This is a genomic window from Bradyrhizobium murdochi (assembly GCF_000472965.1).
GTDB lineage: Bacteria > Pseudomonadota > Alphaproteobacteria > Rhizobiales > Xanthobacteraceae > Bradyrhizobium > Bradyrhizobium murdochi.
Genome location: NZ_AXAU01000001.1, coordinates 1,195,525 through 1,220,129 on the forward strand (window position 1 = coordinate 1,195,525; position 24,605 = coordinate 1,220,129).

Sequence of the window (24,605 nt, forward strand, 5' to 3'; positions counted from 1 at the left end):
CGGGCGAACAAAATCAAGTCGGCTTCGAACGGTTGTCAGGATCCTCGGCCAAGTCTTCCTCGGCCATGTTGCCGGGCGCAGGCTCCAGCGAACTCAACGCTGCATCGACTTTCTCCAAAAGGCGTTCCAGTTCGGCGCGCTCGTTGGGCCCAGGGCCCTCCTCCAGCCTGCCTAGCAGTTGTTCCTTTTGAGCGAGCAGTTTCGCAAGTGAAGTCATGGTGTCCTCGCCCGAGTACGGAACCGGAAGTGCATCGAACAAAATCGATCAACCATTCGGAAAGGCATCAAGTTCCACCGCTCGCAACCACACGCGAGAAACCTGCATCGAGTTCGACAATGACAACGAGGTCTGCCGGTTACCGCGATGAGCGATCGGTGATCGAAACCGAGACGGTTCACTGCAATATTCTTTCGCGGAACCTAAGATGAGAGCGTCATCAAAATCTCCGACGAGCGGAACGAATGCCGTCCGAACCCTTTGGTTTTGATCGACAAGAGGAGGTATCTATGAGGCTATCTGTCTTGGCGATTGCGACACTGCTTACGGTCGGAACCATCGCTTCGGCCAACGCTATCGAGTTCGGCGTCGGCCCTGGCGGCGTTTACGTTGGTCCCGGCTATGATCGCCCCTATTACCGTGATTACAGAGATGACTGCCGGATCGTGATCCGCGAACGCACCAACCGCTTTGGTGAACGCGTCAGGATTCGTGAGCGCATCTGCGACTAAACACGCAATCGACGGTTAGCGGCGATCAGATCAGGGTCCGGCTGGGACGCTGGACCGATCGGTAGCTGAGGAATTGGTGCGATGTCGCACCTCCCCTGCGACACCGTTCCCGCAAAAGAAGGGCCTCAGCGCCGCTGGAGCCCTTCTTGTGTTTCTTGGATGCTGTCAGCAAGTAGCCCGCATGAGCGCATGCGATATGCGAAGAAGGCTGACGGGTAACTAATCAATGCGCTGCGCGTGGACGCGCTGCCGCGCCCTCGAATTGTCGTAGCGCGCCTGATCGCGCGTCGCCGGCGTGACGCAGACCTTGTCGTCCGCCGTTGCTTCGCGCCATACGTAGCCTTGCCTGCAAGTCTCGTATCCGTACGGTCCACGCCCTGCCCGCCGGGCGTCCTGCTGCGTATTGTCGTTCCAGGCCTGCCGGCGGGTTTGGGGCGTGACGCACACGTAGTCGCCGCGCGTAGCCTCCCTCCAAACATAACCTTGAGTGCATTTCGCTTGGGCGTAAGCTTGGGGCGCGTAGAGAATGATGCCGAACAGTAATGCCGAAAGCGAGAAAGAGAGCTGCTTCATCAAACCCTCCATTGAGTAGAAATATCGCGGGAGGTCTTCTCTGCACTAGTTAAACTTTAGCGTGTATGAACTGGTTCACACGGGCGCGTAACGCTAACGTGACGGCGGGACTCCACTGTCGTTGGCTTACACAAAAACTCAAGCTATGTGCGCTAGTTGGGCCCTAGGAATTACGCGACAGCAATTGATCGGTGCAATACGCTTTGCTGTTGCGCCCTACGCGTAGCACGCCGCCGGCGCCGCGTCGGACGGCTCCATCAAGCCTCGTTCCGCGAACCTGCCGTCGGAAAGCAGAGTCGGAGCTTGAGCCCTGGCGCGTTGTCGAGCAGTTCGATCCGTGCGCCGTGGAGACGGGCAACGGCCGCGACCAGGCTCAATCCGAGACCGTTGCCCTGCGCGTAGCGGCTGTGTTCGAGCCGGTAGAAGCGCTTGAACACATGCTCATGCTGATCGGCGGGAATTCCCGGGCCGTCGTCGGCGACCGAGACGGCCGGCTGACCGTCAATGGTTTCGTGCACAACCACCACCTGCCCTCCGGCTCGGCCGTGCTTGACCGCATTGTCCACGAGATTGGCAATGGCATCGAAGATCAGATCGCGATCACCGGTCACCAGCACCTCGCGATCGCCGGCAATGGTGAGACGGGTGCCGTCCTGCTCGGCCGCGGCATCGTACAGCTCGACCACCTCGCCGGCGATCTCCGCCAGGTCCACGCGGTGGAACGCGTCCTTTCGCGCCTGGGTCTCGATCTGCGCGATCCGCGTGATGGATGCAAAGATCCGCAAGACAGCATCGAGGTCGGCGATGGCGTCGCCGATCAGCGTCTGATCGTCGTCGCCGATGCGCGGCCCGTGCCAGGCCTTCTCCAGCCGTCCGCGCATGCGCGTCAGCGGCGTCCGCAAATCGTGCGCGACATTGTCGCTCACCTGCTTGATCTCGCCCATCAAGGTTTCGATACGGTCCAGCATCAGATTGAGGTTCTCCGCCACGCGATCCCATTCGTCATGGGTGCCGCGCAGCGGGATGCGCTTGTCGGGACCGCTGAGCATGACGGCGCGGCTGGTGGCGTTGATCGACTCGATCCGCCCTACCGTCCGCCGCGTCACCAGGATGCTAGCAACACTGCCTATCATGAACATCAAGGCAATGCTCAAGGCCACCGCCGTCTTGATGTGATCGGTAAAGCCGTCGAGGTCGCTGATATCCTTTCCGATCAGCAGACGATCGCCGTTCGGAAAGGTTTCGACCGCCGCCCGCAGCAATGGCCGGCCGTCTGCGCCGGGCGGCGGCTCCACTCCGCGAAACTCGGCCCATCCCCCAGCCGACGTGACCGCCGGTGGCCAGGTCTTGAGATTGCCGGCCAGCGCGGCCGATGCGGGATCGACCAGGAGATAGATATTGTCGGCAAAAGTCTGGTCGGCAACGCGTTGCCGGATCAGGGCGACCAGCCCATCGCGCCCGGAGCGCTCGTAAGCTCCGCGCAGGCTGGCAAGCTCGACCATGATGGCGCGGTCCGACTGGCTGCGCACATAGGAGGAGGTGGCGAGATAGACGTAGGCAAAAATCGCCGACGCTATCACGCCAAAAATCCCGATCCCGAGCAGCGCCTGCTTGAACGTCGACGAGGTGAAGGTCTTAGCCAGGAGCACGGAGACAATACCCGATGCCGCGCACCGTATGGATCAGTGGATAAGCCTGCTGACCGTCGACCTTGCGGCGAACGCGCCCGACATAGACGTCGATGATGTTGGTTGAGGGATCGAAATGAAGATCCCAGACTTGCTGCAGCAGCATGGCGCGTGATACGACGCGGCCTTCGTTGCGCACCAGATACTCCAGCAACTGAAATTCCCGCGGCAACAGCAAGATGTCTTTGCCGCGCCGACTGGCGGTGCGAGACACCAGGTCGATCACGAGATCGCCCACCCGTAAAATGGTCTCCTTCACGATGGTGTCGCTGCGGCGCCCCAGCGCCTCGACCCGCGCCAGTAGTTCTACGAACGAAAATGGCTTCACCAGATAGTCGTCGCCGCCGGCGCGCAAGCCGCGCACCCGATCGTCGACCTCACCGAGCGCGCTGATGATCAGGACGGGCGCGGCGTTGCCATCGTCGCGCAGTTGCCGCATCACGGCGATGCCGTCGATATCCGGAAGCATGCGGTCGATGGTAATCACGGCATAGTCGCTGGCGGCGCTGCGACGCAACGCCTCATGGCCGGTGGCGGCCAGATCCACCTGGTAGCCGCTGGTCGTGAGCGAATCCACGAGCTGGCCGGCGGTTTCCGGGTCGTCCTCAACGACCAGAATACGGCGGTGACCTCCCGTCATGGCGTTTCGTCTCCGAACGACTGCTCAAAAGCCGAACCCAGTCTGGCAAGAAAATCGAAAAGTCGTTGCGCGACTCCATGGCCGAACCAACCCACGCGTCATCAGAGGGTTGCCTGCGGAAGCGCAAATAAGCGTGAGGCCGAAGACCGATCCGGCGTCCGGATGGCCGTCCTTGGTTGCGACCGTCACGACGTTCCGGGCCGGAGAGGTGATCGAAGTCCACGCGTCCACTCCGAACCCTTCACGCTCGATCCTTTTGTTTGGAGCATGATCTTCGCGCTAACGCGTTCCGCGTTTGTCGCGAGGGAAAACCGGTACCCACGTTGCGCTAACGCAGCCCCGCGGGTCCGGATCATGCTCTAGTAGTAACCGTAGTCGCCGCAGACATTGACCACCCGGAATCCACGCGGCGTCCACACCCTGCGCCAGCAGTTGTCGTAAGCGGCGTAAACTGCGGGCGCGCCAATGAACGCAAAGCGGTGGAAGCGATGATGATGGCGGTGATGGAAGCCGCGATGGAATCGGCCGCCGTGAAATGCGAACCGCGGCGAGGCTCCGGCATGCGCAAAGGACGACGACCCTGCGAAACGGCTGCCGCTGAAACGGGGTCCTGCGCCCGAAAAGCGCGCGCCGCCGCCGATGTTCGTGCCGCCGCCAACGCGCGGACCGCCGCCCACGGCGCCGGCACGCATCCCGCCACCGAAGCCTCCCGCGTGCATGCCACCGCCGAAACCACCGCCACCGCCGGCGCGCATGCCGCCGCCTCCGATACCGCCGCCACCACCGCCGCCCCCGACAGCACCGGCGGCGGGACCACCACCACCGCCGCCACCCATACCGCCAGCGGCGTGTCCACCGCCACCCATACCGCCGCCGCCACGCTGCGCGAGCGCCGGCGACGCAAGCGCCAGCGTCGTACCAAGCGCAGCCGCGATGAGGCCATTAAGGAGCCTGCTGTTCATTTGCGATTCTCCTCCCGTGATTGGACCATAGCGACGGATGCCGTCGCTGGAAGAAGACGATCAAGCGACGCAAATGATCCCGCGATGACCAATGACAAATGCGACAGTTTCTGACAGCGAAGTTAGTTTCATCGCGGCGCGGCGGTCTACAACAAGGACCGGCTTCACTCGGCGCTCGGATACCAATCGCCCCTTGAGTCGAAACCGCGTTCGCGCAAAACAAAGCACGATGACGCATCATGGCAACCGCGCTGTCACAGAAATGATCGTGTCTCATTCCGGGGTGCAGTCCAGCACTGTCACCGTAATTCTAAACACGCAATCGACGGTTAGCGACGATCAGATCAGGGTCCGGCTGAGACGCTGGACCGATCGGTAGCTGAGGAATTGGAGCGATGTCGCACCTCCCCTGCGACGTCGTTCCCGCAAAAGACGGGCCTCAGCGCCGCTGGAGCCCTTCTTGCGTTTCTTGGATGCGAGTAGTCGGGGTCAGCATCACACGCGCTGCCGAAAATCTTCGTGATGGCGGTGTTGCAGAACGCAATCGTTGCAAGACGTGGGCAAGCCTTCCGCGATTTAGGGATAATCTTCGGATAGAATTTTTGCGCCAAATGCCAGCAAAGTCCGGCTCAATGTGGCCCGCCAAGGAACGGGTCGGACGCAATGCACCCGAAAGCGGACCTATTATGCTCACCCTGAGCTTTGTCGTTCTTGACCCTGAGCTGACGAAGACATCATCCATCTTGATGGCGATCCACGCACTCTTCCGTTCCTACGCCGCCACTTGCCGCGGTCGGTGGCCCATGAGCTGCTTCGAAAAAGCCAACGAGACCGGCGGTTCGGACGAACTCAAAGCTTGAAGCAAGAACTCTTCAACCAGCAGGTTTCGCCCCGAAGTGCAAATTAGCCTTGCTCGATCGATCGAGGCCCCGAGCCTGCTGCGGTTTAAACGTGGATGATTTCGTTCTTGAGCGAGTATGCGATCGCTAAGACGTCCTTCCGCGTTTGTTCGTCAATGTTGTGCTTTTCCAGCGTACTCATGATGTCGTCGATCGCCGCCATATACTCCTGCGCATTGACATTCATACCGCGATGGGCGTCGCACATGCTGCGGCCGCTGTATTGCTCCGGCCCGCCGCTGCCTGCGCCGAGAAAGTTGCGCAGATGCTGCTTGACCTTAGCAAGACGGTCAGGGTCCTCGCGATAGGGCAGAAACCTGGCTTTGATAGTTGGGTTGCTCATATGCGCTTCGACGATATCGTCTACCAACGTTGCGACACCCGTTGCGCCACCGAGGCGCTCATAGAGACTTTTGTCCACTGTATTCCTCCCGTTTCCCTATGCTTGGCCCGAAAAAAGGGCCACCACTGCCTGGACCTGAATGGAATGCCGATCCAAGAGGCCATGGTCACCATAGTCGCGGTGGCTACGACCTGCTAGTACAGTAGTTGTATCGGAACGGTTCGGCAGGAAACACTCATCGATCAATTCCCATCGAGTCGGCGAAACATTGGGAGCGCGGGCATGCCACAGTCAGGTTACAAGCAATTCTGTCCGGTAGCTATGGCGGCCGAAGTTCTTTGCACGCGTTGGACAATGGTGCTGCTACGCGAACTGATCGCCGGGTCAACGCGGTTTAACGACCTGCGCCGCGGCGTCCCGAAAATGTCGCCGACGCTGCTGTCGCAAAGGCTCAAGGAATTGGAAGGTGCCGGCATCGTTGAGCGAAAGGCGGCCCGTGAGGGCAATGGCGTGTTGGAGTACCGCCTGACCGCGGCCGGCCGCGATTTGCGTCCTGTGGTTGAGGGGTTTGGTTTCTGGGGGCAGAAATGGGTCGAGTCCCAGCCGTCACTGAATAACCTCGACCCGTCGCTGCTGATGTGGGACATGCGCCGCAACTTGAACCCATCGCCTCTGCCGAAACGGCGGACGGTAATCCAGTTTCAATATCCGGAGCTTCCGGCTTCGAAACGGGATTGGTGGCTCGTGGTCGAACCGGATGGAGACGTCGACCTGTGCTGGTCTCATCCTGGCTTCGAAGTCGACCTATACGTGACGACGGACCTGCGGACGATGACCGCAATCTGGATGGGGCTAACAACAGTAGCCAAGGAGCGCGAACGCATCGATTTGGATGGCAATAACGGCATCGCCAGAACCATGCAAACGTGGTTGGGCCTGAGCCCCTTCGCTGCGGAAAGGAAAAGGGTTGGGTAACTTCTCTCTGGCGCGAATGGATGATCGGATGCGTTACGCCACTATCCAAGCACTCACAGTGTCCGATCATGCCCTTCTGCGACATCGGGCTATGTCCGCTATTCCGCCGCTGTTGAGGGTTGAGCGGACATCAGTCAGTCGCTTAATGAGTACACGCCCTAACTAGCCATCCATGGTGTGCTTATGTTACGCCTCGTTTCGATCGCCATCATCCTATCGCTGCTGCCCGTCGTCGCGACGGCTGCGCCACCTCATAAACGGCCGGCGCCACGCTGGCACGGCTACGGCTTCCTGCCGGGCTATCAACAGCCGCCGAACAACAGCCTTCCAGCTTACACTCGGAAAAATTCGATTTCGCGCATGGCGCGTTCCAACCGGCGCCCTTGGTATATCGATCCTGTCCCGCGCTATTACGGATACGATGGCGACTGGCACTATTTCGGTCGGCCCGGCTTTTACGGCGGTCGCTACAATGGCGGCAGCTTCGGCCCTTGCTGGACGCGCACGCCGATCGGGCCGATCTGGAATTGCGGCTGATAAGCTAGCTGCGACCAACCGGCGCGACAGCAAGTAGCCCGCATGAGCGCATGCGATATGCGGGACCGCTGGATGTAAAGACCCCGGATATCGCTTCGCTCATCCGGGGCTACGCTTGCTGGTCGAGGGTCCTCTCACGCGAGAGCCGGGCCGCGATCGCCAACCTTGCGAAACCGCGCAACCTTGATCTGCCCGGCACGGCGACGCGCCTGCGCAATGTCGTAACTATTTTGCATGCGCATCAACGTATCCATGGATACGCCGAACGCCTTCTCGATACGCAACGCCATTTCAGACGATAGCGCTGCACGCTCATTGAGCAGCGCCGAGAGCGCGGGACGGGTCACACCCAGCGCCTTGGCCGCGTCGGTCACCGAGAGGTCGAGCGCCTCGACGATCTCGCTCTTCACGAAACCACCGGGATGGGCCGGATTTTTCATGCGAATACCTTGTATTGCGTTCATGGCCACCTCCTAGTGATAGTCCTCGTAATCGAGGTCGATAATCTCAGTCTCGTTTCGGTCGATCCGAAACGTCAGCCGCGAGTTCTTGGTGACGAAAAGGCTCCAGGTCCCCTTGCGGTCCCCAGTGAGTTGATGGGCTTTCCAGCTCGGCACCGCCTTCAATTCCGTCTCTTTCTGCATATCCTGAAGAAAAGAGATCATGCGGCGCAGCTTCTCCGCGACCGCAGCCTGTATGCCGCTCTTGTCATCGTCCTCGATAAAGCGCCGCAGCCCCTTATGCAGGACGTTCCGAATCCTCATACAACCAGCATATATGGACCTGTTCGTATCGTGTCAAGCTACGCTTTACGAACCTATTGGCCCCCCGAGATAACCTGAAGTTGCATAGTTACGTGATAGTGCACCTTACGCCTGATGCTGGACGGGTCTTTGAGTCTTTTTTCGTGTCCCGGACGCGAAGCAGCGTGAAACGCTGCTTCGCAGAGCCGGGACCCAGCACCCGGCAGGTGGGCCCCGGCTCAGCAGGGCATCACTACGTGCTGCGCTGCGTCCGGGGCACGAGATTTAACCCAGTGCAGCAAGTAGCAAGTAGCCCGCATGAGCGCATGCGATATGCGGGACCGCTGGATGTAAGGACCCCGGATATTGCTTCGCTCATCCGGGGCTACGCTTGCTAACTTCAGCACGGCAAACCGCCAGTTGCCTGGCCAAGCAAATCACTCGCGCGGTTTGGTACTTCCGTGTCCAGCAAATTTTGCGCGATCAACCTGCGACCAACAGGCAAATCACTTCTGATTTTCAGAAATCGTGTCAAGCCTCGAAATCAAAAATATTCCGCTATCGTTCGCACCCAAATCAGCCGTACAACTTCGCCCGTTCCGGCCCGCTAAGAGGGGCGTATCGCGAACGTCACGGACGTTGGGCATGGAATGCGGTGGACGCAGCAGCGTCAGGCGCGCGCGTGATTGCAGGGCGGGCTTTGTCTCGTGAGCGATTGAACGGCGCGCAGACGACCGGCGCTTAAACGCCTCGGCCAAAACTTCTTCCGGCAGCATACGGGCTGGTTGAAGCGCTTCGGCCCGAGGAAGCTGCGGACGGCAAAACCGCGTGGTCCTGGCACCCGTTGCTGGTGTCAAGCCGATGGAGATTGTCGGGCCCAACCGGGCCTTCGATCGATCGCCAATCCGTCGGCGACGGAGGCCAGAGGAATTCGGCTCCGGGGAGATCGCGGCATAAGCGTTAAAACCACTGCGCAGGGAAGGCCGGGTGTTCCGGCGCACCTGCGGTCCACCGTGTGCATTCTTGCGCACGACTGCGGGTGTCATGGGCACCCGGCTTTCCCTGCGCCCTCAATTTCCTGAGGGCATCGTCGATGCATAACTTCGGGCGCTACCCGCGCCGCGAGATCGCAATGTCGTATCCAGTGCCTGCCGCATCCAGCGAAAACAATTATGCGTTATCCGAGCACCGGCATCACCCTGCCCCACCCTCGCGCCGCAGCGGCTCCGGTTCATTCGTGCGATCAGATGAATGTTCGGGACGTTGGACCGTTTCTAAACTGCAGCGCTTTCAACCCACAGAAAGGCCGCTGTTTTCCACCGCTTTTTCACTGATTTTCCTTGGCTTTAGCCTGCCACATGTGAGGCGGGGCGCGAGCCGCAATTATACCCCATCCGCTCCGAAATTGCGGCTCATTGCGACCCAAGTCTCTGACCAGATTGGGCGCATCAAGCGTTGAATAGCGTTGCGTTGCCGGGGATGTAGATGTCGAAGTGTTCCGTGAAATTCGTCCCGGCTCTCTTTGCCGGTGTTGTGGCGGGAGCGAGCCTCGCCACCATAACGGATCTCCGGGCCCAGGTGTCGGAAGCGCAAGCGGCTCCAGTGGCGCAAGCCGCCGCAGCCGACAGTTGCCTGTCCGCGCCGAAGGGCGCGACGCCGTCGGGCAGCCATTGGTACTATCGCATCGATCGCGCCACCAAACGTCAATGCTGGTATCTCCGCGAGGAGAACGACAAGGCCGACGACAAATTTGCGCGCGCCGCGCCGCCCGCATCAGCCCCGGCGTCATCGCCGCCAGCCGTTGAACCGGCGCCGGTGCAGGCGCAAGCAACCTCGCGCAAATCGTTCGACGACGCGCGCGCCGAATGGATTGCCCAGCAAAACCGCGCAGCGGCAAGTTCGCTAGACAAAGCCGAGCCGCGAACGACTGGCGCAGCTCCCGCGCCCGCCGCTCAGAACGGACCAAGCGCTGCCATGCCGAACGTGCTCGCACCGGCGCCGCTGGCGAGCATGAGATGGAACGACGCTCCCGGCGCTGGCTCCTCGACCAACCCACCCAATCAACAGATCGCTGCCGCCGCTACGCCCGCAGACCCACCGGTGCAGGCGGAGGAAGTGCAACAGCCCGCGGCAGAACAGGCTGCACCTGTCGCGGCAGAACCGGCAAAGCCGACCGCCTCACTGCAGAAGCTGCTTTTGGTGATGGCGGCGGCGCTGGCGCTCGCCGGCCTCACGGTCAGTGCGATCGTCAGGATCGGGCGCATGCGGGCGCGCCGCGCCATGCACCGCAAGCGGCGCGCGATGTGGGATGCCGCGCGCACCAAACGTCCCGCGCCGCCGGTGTTCCACGATGAAGAAGCCCGGCTGCGGCGCACCGGCGCTGTGCAGCATACCCGCGTACCCAAGGAGCGGCCCCGCGTGCCGCAGGAGCGCGCCCGCGTACCCCAGGAACGAGTACGAGTACCGCAAGAACGAGTGCGCGTACCCCAGGAGCGAGTGCGAGCACCGCAGGAACGAGTGGTGCGGGCACCGCAGGAACGAGCACGCGTCCCTCAGGAGCGCGAGCGCGATCAGCAGGTTACGGAAATGCTGGCCCGGCTCGCCCGCAGCGCGCAGACGTAATCGAAGCCTACGCGGCAGTTATTTTTCCAACTGGCGCTGCAGTTTGCGAACGAACTCGGTCAGGCCAGTGCGGCGCTCGCGCTTGAGCCGCTCGGCCTTGAGGATCGACTGCACTTCAGCGAAGGCGTCATCGACGTTCTGGTTGACGACGATATAGTCGTATTCCGCCCAGTGACTGAGTTCATGGGTGGCGCGGCTCATGCGCCCGCGAATGACCTCGTCGGAATCCTGCGCCCGCGTGTGCAGCCGTTTCTCGAGGTCGGCTGCCGAGGGCGGCAGGATGAATACGCTGACGACGTCGGCGCGGGCCTTTTCCCGCAATTGCTGCGTGCCCTGCCAGTCGATGTCGAACAGCACGTCCTGCCCGGCCGACAAAGCGGCCTCGACCGGCGCACGCGGCGTGCCATAGCGGTTGTCGAACACGGTCGCCCACTCCAGCAATTCGCCCTGCGCGACCATCGCCTCGAACCTGGGCTTGTCGACGAAAAAATAATCACGGCCATCGACTTCACCCGGCCGCATCGGCCGGGTGGTCGCGGATACCGACATTTTCAAACCCGGCATCCGCTCGATCAGAAGGCGCGACAGCGTGGTCTTGCCTGCGCCCGAAGGCGAGGAGAGCACGAACATCAGCCCGCGCCGTTCAACTCCGTCGAAACCACCAGCCGTCATCGGTCACTCCAGATTCTGGACCTGCTCGCGGAATTGCTCGACCACGTTTTTCATCTCAAGCCCGGTCTGGGTCAATTCCAGATCGTTCGATTTGGAGCAGCAGGTGTTGACCTCGCGGTTGAATTCCTGGGCGAGGAAATCGAGCCGCCGCCCGACCGGTCCGCCCTTGCCGATCATCTCGCGGGCCTGCGCGACATGCGAGGCGATGCGGTCGAGCTCTTCGCGAATGTCGGCCTTGGTCGCAATCAGGATGGCTTCCTGATTGAGCCGGTCAGGATCGAAGCGTTCGGAGGTCTCCAGCAGCGCCGCAACCTGTTCGGCCAGCCGCGCCCGGATCGCCTCCGGCTTGCGGCCGGGCGCGGCCTCGGCCTTTTTCGCCAGCCTCTCGATTTCATCCATGCGCTGGATCAGGATTTGCCCGAGCGTCACGCCCTCGCGGCGGCGCATCTCGACGAGATGGCCAAGCGCCTGCTCGAAGGCGGCCGCCGCCGCGTCCCGTGCCGCCTTGTCCTCCGCCTCGTCGCTTTCGGGTTCGACCACCTCGATGACGCCCTTGATGCCGAGCAGTCCGTCGATGCTGGGCGCCACCGCGTCGATCTTGCCGGCGAGCACGCCCGCGACCTTCACGATCGAGGCGAGCACGTCTTCATTGATGCGCACGGTCGAGACCGCGTTGGCGCGCTTGACGTTGAGGTTGGCGTACACCGTGCCCCGCGACAGCACCTCGCCGGCGCGTTTCTTGGCAAAGGCCTCCAGCTCGTCCCAGCCGGGCGGCAGGCGCAGGCGCAGGTCAAAGCCCTTGGCGTTGACGGACTTCAGTTCCCACTCGAACGTGTAGGGGCCGCTGGCGCCGTGGCTCCGGGCAAAACCGGTCATGCTCGATAGCGCCATCGCGTAACACTCTCCAAAAGACAGGGATTTCGAGACTCGAAATGAACGGCGGGACCATAAGCCGATTTCCGCCAAAGTGGAATTGCGTTCCGGCTGGGCCTGGAACGCCTTCTCGACTGGCCGGCGTCAGCGCTGAACCACCGGCGGCGTCGTGGTCGATTGCGCAGCACCCTGGCGGGCCGGCGCGGTTGCAGGTGCCGGAGGACGGGCGGGCGGCTTTTTAGCCGGCGCTGCCGGCCGCGGCGTCGTCGCGGTTGGATTGGTATCGGCCGGTGCTCCGGCCGCCGTCGGCGGCGGCGCGTCCTCCGATGGTTCGACAGTGTCGTTCTGAATCTGCTTTTCCAGCGACCGCAGCTTGGCGACGTTCTTCTGGTGCTGGTCGTAGGTCTCGGTAAAGGCGTGCCCACCCGTTCCATCAGCCACGAAGAACAGGTCGCGCGTGCGTGCCGGGTTGGCGGCGGCTTCGAGCGAGGCGCGGCCCGGATTGGCGATCGGCCCGGGCGGCAAACCGTCGATCACATAGGTGTTGTAGGGCGACGGCTGCGTAATCTCGGAGCGCTTGATCGGCCGGCCCAGCGTTCCCTTGCCGCCGACCAGGCCATAGATGATCGTCGGATCCGACTGCAGCTTGATCCTTTGCCGCAGGCGATTGGTGAATACCGCCGCTACGCGGCTGCGCTCGTCGGCCCGGCCGGTTTCCTTCTCGATGATCGAGGCCAGCGTGATGAGCTGATCCAGCGACCTGACCGGAACGTCCGGGTTGCGGCGCTCCCAGATTTCCGTGAGCACCCGCTTCTGGGTCTGCTGCATGCGCTGGATCACCTGCTCGCGCGTGGTGCCGCGCGGAAACTTATAGGTTTCGGGCAGCAACGTGCCTTCGCGGGGTATTTCCCGCACCGAGCCGGCGAAGATGTCGTTGTCGAGGAGTCGCGTCACGATCTGTTCGGAGGTCAGTCCTTCCGGAATAGTGACGGCGTGTTGCACCACCTTGCCTTCGACGATGGTGGCGATGACCTCGCGGAGGCTAGCGCTCTTCTGGAAGGAATATTCGCCGGGCTTGAGGTCGGAGCTCGCCTTCAGCGCAAACACGCCGCCGATGAATATCCAGGGATTGACGTTGATCACACCTTCGCGCAGCAGCGCGTCGGCGATGTCGCGCTTTCCGGCACGCGAGGGAATGTTGACGATCTTGTCTTCCTTCAGCGGGCCGGGCGTTTCCAGGATTTGCCTGCCGTAATAGTACACCGCTCCCACCCCGATCATCAGAATGATCAGGATGGTGAAGATGGCATTGCCGACCACCACGAATGGATTGCGGGCACGCTGCGACCGCTTCGGCGGCGGCGGCACCTGCTCGGGCTCCAACGCAGCGCGCGGGCTTCGTGGTGAAATGGGCGGCCTCTCACTCATCGATGCAACCTGAATCCTGTCGGTTCAATCGCGACTCGGCAATCCCTTGCCTAGCGATAGCATACGCCCGCATGTAGAAGTCATCGCCGAATGCGGCAAAACGGTGGAGTCGTTCCAAAGACTTGCTAGTCGGCCACGCGCCGAATGATCACGGAGGCGTTGGTCCCCCCGAAACCGAAGGAATTCGACAGCGCGACGTTAATCTCGCGCTTCCGCGCGGTCTGCGGCACCAGATCGATCGCCGTTTGCACCGACGGATTTTCCAAATTGATGGTGGGTGGAGCAATGTTATCGCGAATCGCAAGGATACTGAAAATGGCCTCGATTGCACCGGCAGCGCCGAGCAGGTGCCCGGTCGACGATTTCGTCGACGACATCGACACCTTGGAGGCGGCGTTGCCGAGCAGCCGCTCCACCGCGCCGAGTTCGATCTCGTCGCCGATCTGCGTCGAAGTTCCGTGGGCGTTGATGTAGTCGATATCCGATACCGTGATGCCGGCGCGTTTGATCGCCGCGCTCATGCTGCGGAAGCCGCCATCGCCATCCGGCGACGGCGAGGTGATGTGATAGGCGTCGCCCGACAGGCCATAGCCGATCACTTCGCAATAGATTCGCGCACCGCGCTTTTTCGCGTGCTCATATTCCTCGAGCACCACGACGCCGGCGCCTTCGCCCATCACGAAGCCGTCGCGGTCCTTATCGTAGGGCCGCGAGGCCTTTTGCGGTGCGTCGTTGAAGCCGGTCGAGAGCGCGCGCGCCGCGCAGAATCCGGCCATCCCCAGCCGGCAGATCGGCGATTCCGTGCCGCCCGCGACCATCACGTCGGCATCGCCGAGCGCAATGAGGCGGGCACCATCGCCGATCGCATGCGCGCCGGTCGAACAGGCCGTGACCACCGAATGATTGGGGCCCTTGAGACCGTGCTCGATCGATACATAACCGGAAGCGAGATTGATCAGCCGTCCCGGAATGAAGAACGGCGAAACCCTGCGCGGCCCGCGTTCCTTTAACAGCAGCGACGTCTCGGCGATGCCGGACAGGCCGCCGATCCCCGAACCGATCAGGGTGCCGCTGGAGCATTTGTCTTCTTCGGTCGCCGGATGCCAGTTGGCGTCGTCGAGCGCCTGACGTGCCGCAGCCATCGCAAAGATGATGAAGTCGTCGACCTTGCGCTGTTCCTTCGGCTCCATCCACTGGTCGGGATTGAAAGTACCATTTGAGCCGTCGCCACGCGGAATCACGCAGGCGATCTGGCAGGCGAGATCGGCGACTTCGAACGTGTCGATCTTCTTGGCGCCGCTCTGGCCGTTGAGGATACGCGCCCACGTTGTCTCAACGCCGCAGCCGAGCGGCGTAACCATGCCCAGCCCCGTGACGACAACTCGCCTCATGTCAAAACTCCAGCCCGAAACCGATGGCCCAAAACAAGAAACCGGGGGACCGTTTGATGACGGCCCGTCCGGCTCTGTCTCTACCCGCCCGGGACGTCAGCTCTTAGCGTTCTTCTCGAGAAACTTCGTCGCGTCGCCGACGGTCAAAATCGTCTCGGCGGCGTCATCGGGGATTTCACAGCCGAACTCTTCTTCAAATGCCATCACAAGCTCGACGGTGTCGAGGCTGTCGGCGCCGAGGTCGTCGATGAAACTTGCGTTGTCGACAACCTTATCGGGTTCAACACCGAGGTGTTCGACCACAATCTTCTTAACCCGCTCGCCAATCTCACTCATCTTTAACCTCGTGCTTGTTCTATTGGACCCGACCCCAAGACGCTACAGAGACGCTACGAGCTATCGTGGTCGTTAAACTTCCTTCGCTATCGCGCATAGTCTTGATTCGGCCCGGTGGTAGCCGACAAAGCCCCGGCGAACGGCAGGCGTCGCCACGCCAATATACAGGGTTTCAAAATCCTGCAATGGCCTTGTTTGCCCATCCGTCGGGGGTTCGGTTACCATACTTCCCAAGCCTTGACTACAAGCCTCACCCGCCCCGGACAACGGCCTTTGGCCGCATAGATCGGGGCAATAACTCGCTCAAATCATGGCCATCCCGCCGTTGACGTGAATCGTCTGGCCGGTGACGTAGGCCGCCTCGTTGGAGGCGAGATAGACGGCTGCCGCCGCGATGTCCTCCGGCGTCCCCAGCCGCGCCGCAGGAACCTTCGCCAGGATGGTCTCGCGCTGCTTGTCGTTGAGCGCGTCGGTCATCGGCGTCTTGATAAATCCCGGTGCGATGCAATTGGCGGTCACGTTGCGCTTGGCGTACTCCGCACCCAGCGTCTTGATCAGGCCGATGATTCCAGCCTTTGACGCGGTGTAGTTGGCCTGGCCGGGGTTGCCGGTCACGCCGACGATCGAGGTGATCGCAATGATCCGGCCGAAGCGCTTGCGCATCATCAGTTTGGTTGCGGCGCGGGCAAGACGGAAGGTCGCAGTCAGGTTGACGTTGATGACGTCGTCCCAATCCTCGTCACGCAACTGGACGAAAAGATTGTCGCGCGTGATGCCCGCATTGGCGATCAGGATATCGACCTGCCCCATCGCGGCTTCGGCCGCGGGCACCAACGCCTCGACCTCCGCGCTGTCGGAAAGGTTGCACGGCAGCACGTGGACGCGTTCGCCAAGCTTGCCGGCAAACGAATCCAGCACCTCGCGACGCGTGCCGGAGATCGCCACCGTCGCGCCCTGACTATGCAACGCCTGCGCGATCGCACCGCCGATGCCGCCGGTCGCGCCGGTTACCAGCGCTGTCCTGCCAGTCAAATCGAACATCAATGTCTCCTTCCGGGAGCTTTTAGGCCGAAGCCGCCAATGCGTCCTTAGCGGCGGCAATATCGTTGGGTCCCCCGATCGCCACGCCGACCGCGCCGTCGGCGATCCGCTTGACCAGCCCGCTCAGCACCTTGCCGGAACCGATTTCGAAGAACCGCGTGACGCCATGCGCTGCCATATAGGCCACCGACTCGCGCCAGCGCACGGTGCCAGTGACCTGCTCGATCAGGCGGCGGCGAATCTCGTCGGGATCGGTGATCGGCGCGGCCAGCACGTTCGCCACCAGCGGCGAGGCCGGCGTCTTGATGGTTACACCTGCAAGCGCCGCCGCCATTGCGTCGGCGGCAGGCTGCATCAGCTTGCAATGGAATGGCGCAGAGACCGGCAGCAGCATTGCACGCTTGGCGCCTTTGGCTTTGGCGATTTCCACGGCGCGGTCGACGGCCGCCTTGTCGCCGGACACCACCACCTGCCCGCCGCCATTGTCGTTGGCGGCCTGGCAGACCTGCCCCTGGGCGGCTTCGTTGGCGACAGCCATCGCCGCCTCATAGTCGAGCCCAAGCAGTGCCGCCATCGCGCCGGCGCCGACCGGCACGGCCTTTTGCATTGCAAGACCGCGGGTGCGCAGCAGGCGGGCGGTATCGCTGATGCTGAGGCTGCCGGCAGCGGCCAGCGCGGAATATTCGCCAAGTGAATGGCCAGCGACAAAGGCCGCATCCCGCCCGACGGAAAAGCCCGCCTCGGTCTCCAGCACGCGTAGCGTGGCAATCGACACCGCCATCAGGGCCGGCTGCGCATTCTCAGTGAGCTGGAGGGTTTCGGCCGGGCCCTCCCAGATGATCGCGGTCAGCTTTTCGCCGAGCGCCGAATCAACTTCATCGAACACCGCCCGCGCCGCCGGGAAGGCCTCCGCCAGAGCCTTGCCCATGCCGACCGTCTGGGAACCCTGCCCCGGAAATGTAAATGCAGCCGTCATCCGGTGCTCCCTCGTAAGATTGGGGCCGTAAGACACTGACGCGGGCCGGGATGTCAAGCCGCGGTGCGGTATCGCCGGGCCGTTGCCGGGGTCATCAATGGACCGGAGGGGTCATCGTTCCTGCAGCGCCAGGCGAATACCCAGAGCGCAGTAGAGACCGCCGATTGCCTTCCCCTGCCATTTCAGAACCGCAGGATTGCGGCGGAGGAAGGTCCCGAGACCTCCGGCGCCGACTGCAAAAACCGTCGTACTGACGAACCCCAATAAAACAAAGATGATCCCCAGAATCGTGAGCTGAAGCATGACCGAACCATTTTCGGGCCGTACGAACTGGGGGAGAAACGCGAGGAAGAAAAGCGCCGTCTTCGGGTTCAGCACCTCGGCCAAAATCGCTTGCCGAAATGCCTTTCCTGCTGAAATCGGCAGTGCGCCGGCCGCAAATTTGCTGGCGTCCTTTCGAGGACGGCACGGATGCCGAGGTAAACCAGATTAGGCCGCGCCGAGGTACTTGATGATGCTGAACAGCATGGCCGAGGCGGCAATGATCGCCGAGATGCCGACGATCGCCATAAAGGTGTGAATCATGTCGCCGGCCGCGATTCCTGCGCCCGTGGCGATGCCTACCGGGGTGCCTGAAGTCGTTGCCCGCGCAACCGCGAGAAGCGTCGCGGGGCCTGGAATGAACACAAAGCCAAGCACGACCGCGACATACGTAATCAATGTGGCCGGATCGATCATTCGTTGGCTCCGCTTGGTCGCCGACGGAAGCTACACCACCGTCGATCACCGCACTAGAAGCCGCCCGCCGCCTGGTCGCCACCGACGTCAGCGCCAGCCCGCGCGCGGCGTGCGCTGCTTACCAGCTTGCCGGGCCGGTCCTCGTGGTCGGACTTGGCGGTCGCAAGCCGCAGCACAGCGGCGTAGCTCGGCTGTACTTCCATCCGGTCCGCATATCGGCTGTTAGAAAGGATGCGGTGCACGCGCGGCAGGTTGTAGCAGGGCACGTAGAACAACAGATGATGCTCGAGATGGTAGTTGACGTAATACGGTGCGATGAACAACCGCTCGAGAAAGCCCGCGCGCGTGGTGCGGGTGTTGCGCAAGGGATCGCTCGAATCGGGCACGACGGCGTGTTCGGCGATGTTGCGAATGCGGGTGATGACCATCTGCCAGGTAAGCAGCGGCAACAGCCACAATAGCGGATAGGCCCACCATATGCCGGCGCCGGCGAGGCCAGCAAACAGCACCGCGTTGGCCGCAAATTGCGGGCCGAGTTTTTCCCAGAAATGCGCCGCGCGCCGTGCAAGCGGCCATTCCTTTGGGCCAAGCGCATTCAACAATTGCGCCTTGCGCTGCTGATAGCCGGTCTGCCCAGTGATATCGCGGAAGAATTTGCGGCGGTAGCTCATCTTGGTGATCGGGAACGGCGCCGACAAAATCAGATCGGGATCGTCGTCCTGCTGGGTGCGTGCATGATGCTGCAGATGGTAGCGCCGATAGGCGCGGGTCTCGGCGAAGATCGGATAGGCGCAGAACCACTGGCTGAGCGTCAGGTTGATTTTCTCGTCTGCCGACAGGCATCCATGCGCCCCGTCATGCATCAGAATCGCTAGCCCGAGCTGGCGCGAGCCGATGATGCCGACCGCGAGCAAAAAGGTCAGCGGATTGGGCCACCACGCCACCAGCGCAATCGAACCCAATATCAGCGCCCATGCATGTGCGATCAGGGCTGCACCCTTCCATGTCACGCGCTGGCGCACGGCGACCAATTGATCTTCGGTGAGAAAGTCGCGGGCGCGCATGCGAAGTGCGGTCATGCTGATGTCTCCCTGTCGGGTTCATCGTTGTCGCCAACCAGGCGCAGCCTGACGCTGTCGGCCGCGGATGTTGTCGTGGCCTGATCGCCCAGCACGCGCAGCATCTCGCTGCACAACTCCTCGGCCGAACGGCCCATGGCGTAGCCCTCCACCATCACGCCGATGGCGATCGCCCAGAATCGCCGTGAGCTGGCATCGGGATCGCGCAGGCTCTTCCAGCCGTGCCGCTCGATCTGGCCGGCATAGGCGCGCATCCCCTCGCCGTGCAGCCGCTCGATGGTGCGTTCCACCAGCGGCGCGAGATCCTGGCGGCGGCGGGTGAGCGTCAGGGCTTCGGTAAAGAAGGCGACCGAATCCGTTGCCGTGACCGTCTCGACCAGCGCGCGCGTGTAGTCGCGCGGCGCGTGGGCCTGCAGCGCCGCCTCCTCCGCCGCACGCGCCACGTACAGCATGTCGCGGCAGGCAGCTTCGACGAACAGAGCTTCCTTGGTGCGGAAGTAGTAAGTGATCTGGCTCGGAAAGGCGTCGGCCGCCGCCGCGATGTCCGAGATCGACGTTCCGGCGAGGCCCCGCTCCTTGAACAGCCGGCTGGCGCCGTCGAGCAGCCGCGAGCGCATCTGGCGCCCGGCCGTGCGCGTGGCGCGGGCGGCGTGCTTGGGATCGCTGGGCGCTTTTGGCGCTGTCCGGACGGACCTTGGGGCCATCGTTCACCTCTGACCCGTTACTTGTATGATATACAAACAAATACGTCAACCATCCGTTGGGCCTAACCGCCTCCCGTGCTGACGCCAAAAGCCTTTCAGGCCTGCTCAAGAAGCCTTGCCAGCACGCTGAAAATCCTTATAAACCGCGCATCCGTGGATCCCGGCCGGGAGCTGAACGGACGGTCTCAGCAATCTCACCTTTGCAGGCGTTATTGATGTGGCAGGGCCAGTCGGCCCGTCGTCCCGTGCTTCCGCCTTCTGAGCTTATCCCCGAGTCCTTTCCGAAGGCCTCGAAGGGCTTGCCGCCGGGGACCGCGCCAACACTAGGAAAGGACATCCATGCCTCTTTACGAGCATGTTTTTCTCGCGCGCCAGGATGCGAGCACCCAGCAGGTCGAAGAGCTGACCACCCAGATGACGGGCATCGTCGAAGGGCTCGGCGGCAAGGTCACCAAGACCGAGAACTGGGGCGTACGCTCCCTCACCTATCGCATGAACAAGAATCGCAAAGCACATTTCGTGCTGATGAACATCGATGCGCCGTCTGCTGCGGTCACCGAGATCGAGCGGCAGGAGCGGATCTCTGAAGACGTGATCCGCTATCTCACCGTCCGCGTCGAAGAGCACGAGGAAGGTCCCTCGGCAATGATGCGCAAGGCCGATCGTGACCGCGAGCGCGACGATCGCGGCGGCGGTTTCCGCGGCGACCGCGAAGGCGGCTTCCGTGGCGATCGTGAAGGCGGTGGCTTCCGCGGCGACCGTGGCCCGCGCCGTCCGCGTGAAGACGAAGCTGCAGCGGTAGAGGAGTAAGAATTATGGCTGAAGCTGGTGCACGCCGTCCGTTTTTCCGTCGCCGCAAGACCTGCCCGTTCACGGGTCCGAATGCGCCGAAGATCGACTACAAGGATTCCAAGCTGTTGATGCGTTACGTCTCCGAGCGCGGCAAGATCGTGCCGAGCCGCATCACCGCCGTCTCCGCCAAGAAGCAGCGTGAACTCGCGCGCGCCATCAAGCGCTCGCGTTTCCTCGGTCTCTTGCCCTACGTCATTCGCTAATACCTTCGACCGGCGGCGTCCACGCCGCCGGTCTTATTCTTCAGGCTCCGGTCGCCGATGGTTGGTCGAAACAACCTCTCGCCGCCCGTCGAACCCGCAAATTTTTCTCCCATTGCAATGCGTCCGATGCCGCCCGTCCGCATCGTGTACAGCTTTCCGGATACGTCTTTAGTTCTAGTACGTAACTGGTGCGCCCTCCCCCTGATAAATCCTCGCCCGCGGCTTCCTGCACATGAAGGGAGCACACCTCGTTGACAATCGCTGCGGCGGGCACGTACGCTGTCTGACAGCAGCACGGATGCCAAATTCCCGGATGCTACGGGCGTCGAAGTTGCCGCCGATCACGTGCGGACACGAGCCCCAATAAGCGGCGCCAAAGAGCGCAACCGCCAAAGGGAGTGCAAACGATGTCCGTCCACATCCGTGGTCTACGGCAAATTGTACGTCTGGCCGTTATTTCAGCACTGACCGCCGCTGCAGCAGGCGCAGCCCATGCCCAGAAAACCGATGTCATCTTTAGCGCCGGCCCAACGGGCGGCAGTTGGACACCGATGGCGGCAGCAGCGTCGCAGGTCGTGAACAAGCGTTATCCCGAGCTGAACGTGCAGGTTGAGCCGGGTGCCGCCCTCATCAACATGGAGAAGATCCGCAACGACAAGGCCGATATCGGCTGGTCCATGACGACCGTCATGGCCGATGCGCAGAAGGGCGAAGGTCAGTTCGCCGGCAAGGCGACTGATAAGGGCCTTTTCGTAGCCAATTTCTATCCCAACGTCTGGCAGTTGGTGGTGCCTGCGAACAGCGATATTAAGAGTGTCAAGGATCTGAAGGGGCAGCCGGTGGCGCTGCCGGCACGCGGTAACACCAGCCTGGCCGCCGGCTGGGAGTACCTGCTCAAGGTGAACGGCATGACGCTGAACGACTTGGGCGCGAAGAGCTACGGCCCGGTGTCGTCCAATGCGGAGGCCGTAAAGAACCGGCAGGCGATGGCGGCCGGATGGTTCACCGTAGTGCCGGCATCCTTCGTCCTGGATCTTGGCTCGGCGATGCCGCTGCGGGTGCTTCCGGTCAGCGACGAGGAGTTCGCCGCACTGCGCAAGCTCAATTCGGGCTTTGTGCGCTACACCATCAAGGCCGGCACCTACAAGGACCAGGGCGTGACCGACGCTGTTCAAACCTTCCAGTCGCCGACCGTGCTGATTGCATCGTCCAAGACGTCTCCCGAGGTGATCTACAAGATCACCAAAGCCATTGTCGAAGGGCGGGACGAGTTCGGTAACGTCACCAGCGAAATGAAGGGCGTGAAGGCGTCCGACATGGCTGAGAGCCTGGGCATGCCGTATCACCCCGGCGCGGAGAAATACTACCGCGAAGCTGGATTGCTCAAGCAGTAGAGGGCGTGCCGTGCGCAAACTCTCCGGCTACGCAGGCCTGGTCGTCGGAGTGGTTGCGGTCGCAATGTCCGTGTACCACGTTTACGCGCGACTGACGGTATACGCTCCCGATCAGCAGGCCCTGCTCTACATAACGCTGGCCTTCAGCCTGGTGCTGTCGTTCCTGCTGTGGCCTCGCAGCAAGCACGCAGCACTGGGTCGCGTGCCGTGGGAGGATCTCGCTTTGGCAGGCCTTTCGCTCGCGTGCATTGGCTACATGTTCGCGAACTACGACTACATCGTGAACCGTTTTCCCACCGCCGAGTCCCTCACCCGAATGGACATGGCGGTTGGAATTACCGCCACCCTGCTGGTTCTGGAGGCGACGCGACGCACAATCGGCGCGTCGCTGCCGATCGTGGCAATCGTGTTCCTGCTCTACGGATTCGCGGGCCCCTGGCTGTACGGCTGGCTCTACCACAGAGGTCTCAGCCTCGAGCTCACCATCGACCAGACCTACTTCACCACGGAGGGAATTTTCGGGGTGCCGATGACGGTGGCCGCGACCTACGTCATTCTTTTCATCATCTTCGGCACGTTCCTCGAGAAGTCCGGTGCAGGCCAGTTCTTCATGAACTTCGCAAACGCGATCGCTGGTGGCGCGCGCGGTGGCCCCGGCAAAGTTTCGATCGTCTCCTCCAGCCTGTTCGGTACCATCTCCGGCTCCGCGGTCGCCAATGTCATGGTCGACGGTTGGTTGACGATTCCGATGATGAAGAAGACCGGCTTCAAGCCGGAAGCGGCAGCCGCCATCGAGGCGGTGGCCTCCACCGGCGGGCAGATCATGCCGCCGATCATGGGCGCGGCGGCGTTCGTCATGGCCGAGTTTCAGGGCGTCAGCTACACGCAGGTGATGATCGCGGCGGCGATACCTGCGCTCTTCTACTATGGGGCGCTGTTCGCTGCCGTCCACTTCAACGCCGTGCGCTCGGGACTCAAGGGCTTGCCACGCGAAGAACTGCCCGTCCTGGGCTACATCATGCTGCGCCAGGGGCACCTGTTCCTGCCGGTCATCGTGCTTCTGGCGCTGCTTCTATTCGGCTTCACGCCGACCTATGGCGCGATCATCGCCACTTTAGCGCTGGTCGCTATCTCGTGGCTTCGTCCTTCCACGGCGTTGGGTTGGCGCGCGTGCCTTGAGGGCTTGCGCGACGGGGCGGTGCAAACCGTGCCGGTGGCGATGGCCTGTGCGTCCGCCGGTATCGTGATCGGAATCGTGCTGCAAACCGGACTGGCGCTGCGGTTCACGGCCTTTCTCATCGACTTCACCTATGGCTCATTGCTGCCCGCACTGCTCATCACGATGGTCGCCGGCGTCATTCTCGGCATGGGCATGCCAACCACTCCCGCCTACATCATGCAGGCGGCGCTGCTCGTGCCCGCGATCATGAAGCTCGGTGTGGAGCCCATGGCGGCGCACATGTTCGCGTTCTACTTCTCCTGCCTGTCGGCCGTGACGCCGCCCGTGGCGCTGGCCGTGTATGCTGCGGCGTCAATCGGCGGGGCCGGCCTGTGGGCCTCGGGCGTGCAGGCGATGAAGTTCGCTGCCGCCGGCTTCATCGTGCCGTTCTTCTTTATCTATAACCCTGCGCTGCTGTTCGAGGGCCCATGGCCCGACATCCTCCGCGCGGTGGCGACCGGCACGATCGGAGTGATTGCGCTCGCAGCCAGTCTTGAAGGCTACTTCCTGCGTGTTGCTACGTGGTTCGAGCGGGCGCTGTTCTTTGTGGCCGCAATGCTGCTGATCGACCCCAATGCCATCACCGACGTCATCGGCTTGGGCCTGCTTGCCATCGGCCTGCTGGTGCAGAAGGTATGGACGATACGACCAACGATAGCGCCGGAAACCAGCACGTGACCCGCACACAGTTCGCCGCGTTGACGCTTATCGCTGCCGCCCTCCTCGCTGGCACCGTGGCTTTCGGTGTTTTGCGTATCTACGCCTAAGCAAGGCGGGGCAGCGTCACATCACGCCCTACGGCATGAAACGCCGGGAACTCCTGCTGGGCAGCTTCGGCCAAACACCCTTGATCGGGTGAGCCTCATGATCTAAAAGGCCGCCAATCATCACGGTCCCGGCGGGGCCGTGAACGTTTTGAGGGCCTGACTGCGCTCGGTACCAAGATACCGATCAGCCCTCGGATCTCTAACTAGTTGGTAAAGGCGGC

Annotated in this window: 24 protein-coding genes and 2 pseudogenes; 8 read left to right on the forward strand and 18 right to left on the reverse strand. The window is 62.3% G+C overall.

What is annotated here, in order from left to right:
* Positions 1-13: 13 nt before the first annotated feature.
* A complete protein-coding gene (locus YUO_RS39905; protein ID WP_156908491.1) occupies positions 14-217 on the reverse strand; it encodes a hypothetical protein in 204 nt (67 codons plus the stop codon).
* 290 nt (positions 218-507) lie between these two features.
* Between YUO_RS39905 and YUO_RS0106165 the strand changes: the two genes are divergently transcribed.
* Positions 508-729, forward strand: coding sequence for a hypothetical protein (locus YUO_RS0106165; protein ID WP_156908492.1), 222 nt, complete (start codon positions 508-510; stop codon positions 727-729).
* A gap of 219 nt (positions 730-948) precedes the next feature.
* Here YUO_RS0106165 and YUO_RS0106170 read toward each other — a convergent pair whose 3' ends face one another.
* The 5 genes and pseudogenes from YUO_RS0106170 to YUO_RS0106195 all read right to left on the reverse strand — a co-directional run bounded on the left by YUO_RS0106170 (position 949) and on the right by YUO_RS0106195 (position 5,912).
* Positions 949-1,302 carry a hypothetical protein gene (locus tag YUO_RS0106170; protein WP_156908493.1) on the reverse strand — a complete coding sequence of 118 codons (354 nt, stop codon included), beginning with the start codon at positions 1,300-1,302 and terminating at the stop codon, positions 949-951.
* A gap of 257 nt (positions 1,303-1,559) precedes the next feature.
* Positions 1,560-2,507 (reverse strand): annotated as a pseudogene (locus tag YUO_RS47075) (sensor histidine kinase); the annotation flags it as partial.
* A 430-nt stretch (positions 2,508-2,937) separates the two neighbouring features.
* A complete protein-coding gene (locus YUO_RS0106180; protein WP_028346485.1) occupies positions 2,938-3,630 on the reverse strand; it encodes a response regulator transcription factor in 693 nt (230 codons plus the stop codon).
* 359 nt (positions 3,631-3,989) lie between these two features.
* The gene (locus YUO_RS47080; protein ID WP_028346486.1) at positions 3,990-4,592 is read right to left on the reverse strand and encodes a hypothetical protein; all 603 of its coding nucleotides are present in this window, start codon (positions 4,590-4,592) and stop codon (positions 3,990-3,992) included.
* Between the two features lie 945 nt (positions 4,593-5,537).
* Positions 5,538-5,912: a group I truncated hemoglobin gene (locus YUO_RS0106195; protein WP_028346488.1), complete on the reverse strand. Its 375-nt coding sequence runs from the start codon at positions 5,910-5,912 to the stop codon at positions 5,538-5,540.
* 204 nt (positions 5,913-6,116) lie between these two features.
* Here YUO_RS0106195 and YUO_RS0106200 point away from each other — a divergent pair, with 204 nt between their 5' ends.
* Both YUO_RS0106200 and YUO_RS0106205 read left to right on the forward strand, forming a co-directional pair.
* Positions 6,117-6,809 (forward strand): winged helix-turn-helix transcriptional regulator, encoded by a 693-nt coding sequence (locus YUO_RS0106200; protein WP_028346489.1) that lies wholly within the window; start codon positions 6,117-6,119, stop codon positions 6,807-6,809.
* 183 nt (positions 6,810-6,992) lie between these two features.
* Positions 6,993-7,346 carry a hypothetical protein gene (locus YUO_RS0106205; RefSeq protein WP_035725930.1) on the forward strand — a complete coding sequence of 118 codons (354 nt, stop codon included), beginning with the start codon at positions 6,993-6,995 and terminating at the stop codon, positions 7,344-7,346.
* 134 nt (positions 7,347-7,480) lie between these two features.
* On the opposite strand, the gene YUO_RS0106210 is transcribed toward YUO_RS0106205, so the two are convergent.
* Positions 7,481-7,810: a HigA family addiction module antitoxin gene (locus tag YUO_RS0106210; protein WP_028346491.1), complete on the reverse strand. Its 330-nt coding sequence runs from the start codon at positions 7,808-7,810 to the stop codon at positions 7,481-7,483.
* 9 nt (positions 7,811-7,819) lie between these two features.
* Positions 7,820-8,110 (reverse strand): type II toxin-antitoxin system RelE/ParE family toxin, encoded by a 291-nt coding sequence (locus YUO_RS0106215; protein WP_028346492.1) that lies wholly within the window; start codon positions 8,108-8,110, stop codon positions 7,820-7,822.
* A gap of 1,464 nt (positions 8,111-9,574) precedes the next feature.
* Here YUO_RS0106215 and YUO_RS39910 point away from each other — a divergent pair.
* Positions 9,575-10,711 carry a hypothetical protein gene (locus tag YUO_RS39910; protein WP_156908494.1) on the forward strand — a complete coding sequence of 379 codons (1,137 nt, stop codon included), beginning with the start codon at positions 9,575-9,577 and terminating at the stop codon, positions 10,709-10,711.
* Between the two features lie 18 nt (positions 10,712-10,729).
* Here YUO_RS39910 and gmk read toward each other — a convergent pair whose 3' ends face one another.
* The 10 genes and pseudogenes from gmk to YUO_RS0106270 all read right to left on the reverse strand — a co-directional run bounded on the left by gmk (position 10,730) and on the right by YUO_RS0106270 (position 19,949).
* Entirely contained in the window at positions 10,730-11,383 is a 654-nt protein-coding gene (gmk, locus tag YUO_RS0106225) for a guanylate kinase (protein ID WP_028346493.1), read from the reverse strand.
* Positions 11,384-11,386: 3 nt separating this feature from the next.
* Positions 11,387-12,274, reverse strand: coding sequence for a YicC/YloC family endoribonuclease (locus tag YUO_RS0106230; RefSeq protein WP_028346494.1), 888 nt, complete (start codon positions 12,272-12,274; stop codon positions 11,387-11,389).
* A gap of 126 nt (positions 12,275-12,400) precedes the next feature.
* Entirely contained in the window at positions 12,401-13,684 is a 1,284-nt protein-coding gene (gene mltG, locus YUO_RS0106235; protein WP_028346495.1) for an endolytic transglycosylase MltG, read from the reverse strand.
* Positions 13,685-13,809: 125 nt separating this feature from the next.
* The gene (gene fabF, locus YUO_RS0106240; RefSeq protein WP_028346496.1) at positions 13,810-15,075 is read right to left on the reverse strand and encodes a beta-ketoacyl-ACP synthase II; all 1,266 of its coding nucleotides are present in this window, start codon (positions 15,073-15,075) and stop codon (positions 13,810-13,812) included.
* Between the two features lie 96 nt (positions 15,076-15,171).
* On the reverse strand, positions 15,172-15,411 hold the full coding sequence (locus YUO_RS0106245) for an acyl carrier protein (protein WP_008969609.1): 240 nt from the start codon (positions 15,409-15,411) through the stop codon (positions 15,172-15,174).
* 303 nt (positions 15,412-15,714) lie between these two features.
* Positions 15,715-16,452, reverse strand: a complete 738-nt coding sequence (fabG, locus tag YUO_RS0106250) for a 3-oxoacyl-[acyl-carrier-protein] reductase (protein ID WP_028346497.1) — start codon at positions 16,450-16,452, stop codon at positions 15,715-15,717.
* 22 nt (positions 16,453-16,474) lie between these two features.
* A complete protein-coding gene (gene fabD / locus YUO_RS0106255; RefSeq protein ID WP_028346498.1) occupies positions 16,475-17,428 on the reverse strand; it encodes an ACP S-malonyltransferase in 954 nt (317 codons plus the stop codon).
* A 111-nt stretch (positions 17,429-17,539) separates the two neighbouring features.
* A pseudogene (locus YUO_RS39915) lies at positions 17,540-18,166 on the reverse strand (LysE family translocator).
* A gap of 53 nt (positions 18,167-18,219) precedes the next feature.
* The gene (locus YUO_RS0106265) at positions 18,220-19,245 is read right to left on the reverse strand and encodes a fatty acid desaturase family protein (protein ID WP_028346499.1); all 1,026 of its coding nucleotides are present in this window, start codon (positions 19,243-19,245) and stop codon (positions 18,220-18,222) included.
* Positions 19,242-19,949 (reverse strand): TetR/AcrR family transcriptional regulator C-terminal domain-containing protein, encoded by a 708-nt coding sequence (locus YUO_RS0106270; RefSeq protein ID WP_028346500.1) that lies wholly within the window; start codon positions 19,947-19,949, stop codon positions 19,242-19,244. Before YUO_RS0106270 ends, YUO_RS0106265 begins: the two co-directional genes overlap by 4 nt.
* A gap of 339 nt (positions 19,950-20,288) precedes the next feature.
* Between YUO_RS0106270 and rpsF the strand changes: the two genes are divergently transcribed.
* The 4 genes from rpsF to YUO_RS39920 all read left to right on the forward strand — a co-directional run bounded on the left by rpsF (position 20,289) and on the right by YUO_RS39920 (position 24,295).
* Positions 20,289-20,759, forward strand: a complete 471-nt coding sequence (gene rpsF, locus YUO_RS0106275; RefSeq protein WP_028346501.1) for a 30S ribosomal protein S6 — start codon at positions 20,289-20,291, stop codon at positions 20,757-20,759.
* A 5-nt stretch (positions 20,760-20,764) separates the two neighbouring features.
* Positions 20,765-21,004 (forward strand): 30S ribosomal protein S18, encoded by a 240-nt coding sequence (rpsR, locus tag YUO_RS0106280; RefSeq protein ID WP_002711478.1) that lies wholly within the window; start codon positions 20,765-20,767, stop codon positions 21,002-21,004.
* A gap of 407 nt (positions 21,005-21,411) precedes the next feature.
* Complete coding sequence (locus YUO_RS0106290; RefSeq protein WP_083754478.1) at positions 21,412-22,398, forward strand: TAXI family TRAP transporter solute-binding subunit; 987 nt, start codon at positions 21,412-21,414, stop codon at positions 22,396-22,398.
* A 10-nt stretch (positions 22,399-22,408) separates the two neighbouring features.
* Positions 22,409-24,295, forward strand: coding sequence for a TRAP transporter permease (locus tag YUO_RS39920; protein ID WP_035725934.1), 1,887 nt, complete (start codon positions 22,409-22,411; stop codon positions 24,293-24,295).
* Positions 24,296-24,605 lie beyond the last annotated feature (310 nt).

Bases quoted from the DNA above. Each gene is read 5' to 3' on its own strand.
- rpsF (WP_028346501.1), top strand. From the start codon at position 20,289: ATGCCTCTTTACGAGCATGTTTTTCTCGCGCGCCAGGATGCGAGCACC.
- YUO_RS0106205 (WP_035725930.1), top strand. From the start codon at position 6,993: ATGTTACGCCTCGTTTCGATCGCCATCATCCTATCGCTGCTGCCCGTC.
- YUO_RS0106245 (WP_008969609.1), bottom strand. From the start codon at position 15,411: ATGAGTGAGATTGGCGAGCGGGTTAAGAAGATTGTGGTCGAACACCTC.
- YUO_RS0106290 (WP_083754478.1), top strand. From the start codon at position 21,412: ATGTCCGTCCACATCCGTGGTCTACGGCAAATTGTACGTCTGGCCGTT.
- fabF (WP_028346496.1), bottom strand. From the start codon at position 15,075: ATGAGGCGAGTTGTCGTCACGGGGCTGGGCATGGTTACGCCGCTCGGC.
- YUO_RS0106265 (WP_028346499.1), bottom strand. From the start codon at position 19,245: ATGACCGCACTTCGCATGCGCGCCCGCGACTTTCTCACCGAAGATCAA.
- YUO_RS0106230 (WP_028346494.1), bottom strand. From the start codon at position 12,274: ATGGCGCTATCGAGCATGACCGGTTTTGCCCGGAGCCACGGCGCCAGC.
- YUO_RS0106210 (WP_028346491.1), bottom strand. From the start codon at position 7,810: ATGAACGCAATACAAGGTATTCGCATGAAAAATCCGGCCCATCCCGGT.
- YUO_RS0106165 (WP_156908492.1), top strand. From the start codon at position 508: ATGAGGCTATCTGTCTTGGCGATTGCGACACTGCTTACGGTCGGAACC.
- YUO_RS0106200 (WP_028346489.1), top strand. From the start codon at position 6,117: ATGCCACAGTCAGGTTACAAGCAATTCTGTCCGGTAGCTATGGCGGCC.
- YUO_RS39905 (WP_156908491.1), bottom strand. From the start codon at position 217: ATGACTTCACTTGCGAAACTGCTCGCTCAAAAGGAACAACTGCTAGGC.
- fabG (WP_028346497.1), bottom strand. From the start codon at position 16,452: ATGTTCGATTTGACTGGCAGGACAGCGCTGGTAACCGGCGCGACCGGC.
- YUO_RS0106270 (WP_028346500.1), bottom strand. From the start codon at position 19,949: ATGGCCCCAAGGTCCGTCCGGACAGCGCCAAAAGCGCCCAGCGATCCC.
- gmk (WP_028346493.1), bottom strand. From the start codon at position 11,383: ATGACGGCTGGTGGTTTCGACGGAGTTGAACGGCGCGGGCTGATGTTC.
- mltG (WP_028346495.1), bottom strand. From the start codon at position 13,684: ATGAGTGAGAGGCCGCCCATTTCACCACGAAGCCCGCGCGCTGCGTTG.
- YUO_RS0106180 (WP_028346485.1), bottom strand. From the start codon at position 3,630: ATGACGGGAGGTCACCGCCGTATTCTGGTCGTTGAGGACGACCCGGAA.
- YUO_RS0106170 (WP_156908493.1), bottom strand. From the start codon at position 1,302: ATGAAGCAGCTCTCTTTCTCGCTTTCGGCATTACTGTTCGGCATCATT.
- fabD (WP_028346498.1), bottom strand. From the start codon at position 17,428: ATGACGGCTGCATTTACATTTCCGGGGCAGGGTTCCCAGACGGTCGGC.
- YUO_RS39910 (WP_156908494.1), top strand. From the start codon at position 9,575: ATGTCGAAGTGTTCCGTGAAATTCGTCCCGGCTCTCTTTGCCGGTGTT.
- rpsR (WP_002711478.1), top strand. From the start codon at position 20,765: ATGGCTGAAGCTGGTGCACGCCGTCCGTTTTTCCGTCGCCGCAAGACC.
- YUO_RS47080 (WP_028346486.1), bottom strand. From the start codon at position 4,592: ATGAACAGCAGGCTCCTTAATGGCCTCATCGCGGCTGCGCTTGGTACG.
- YUO_RS0106215 (WP_028346492.1), bottom strand. From the start codon at position 8,110: ATGAGGATTCGGAACGTCCTGCATAAGGGGCTGCGGCGCTTTATCGAG.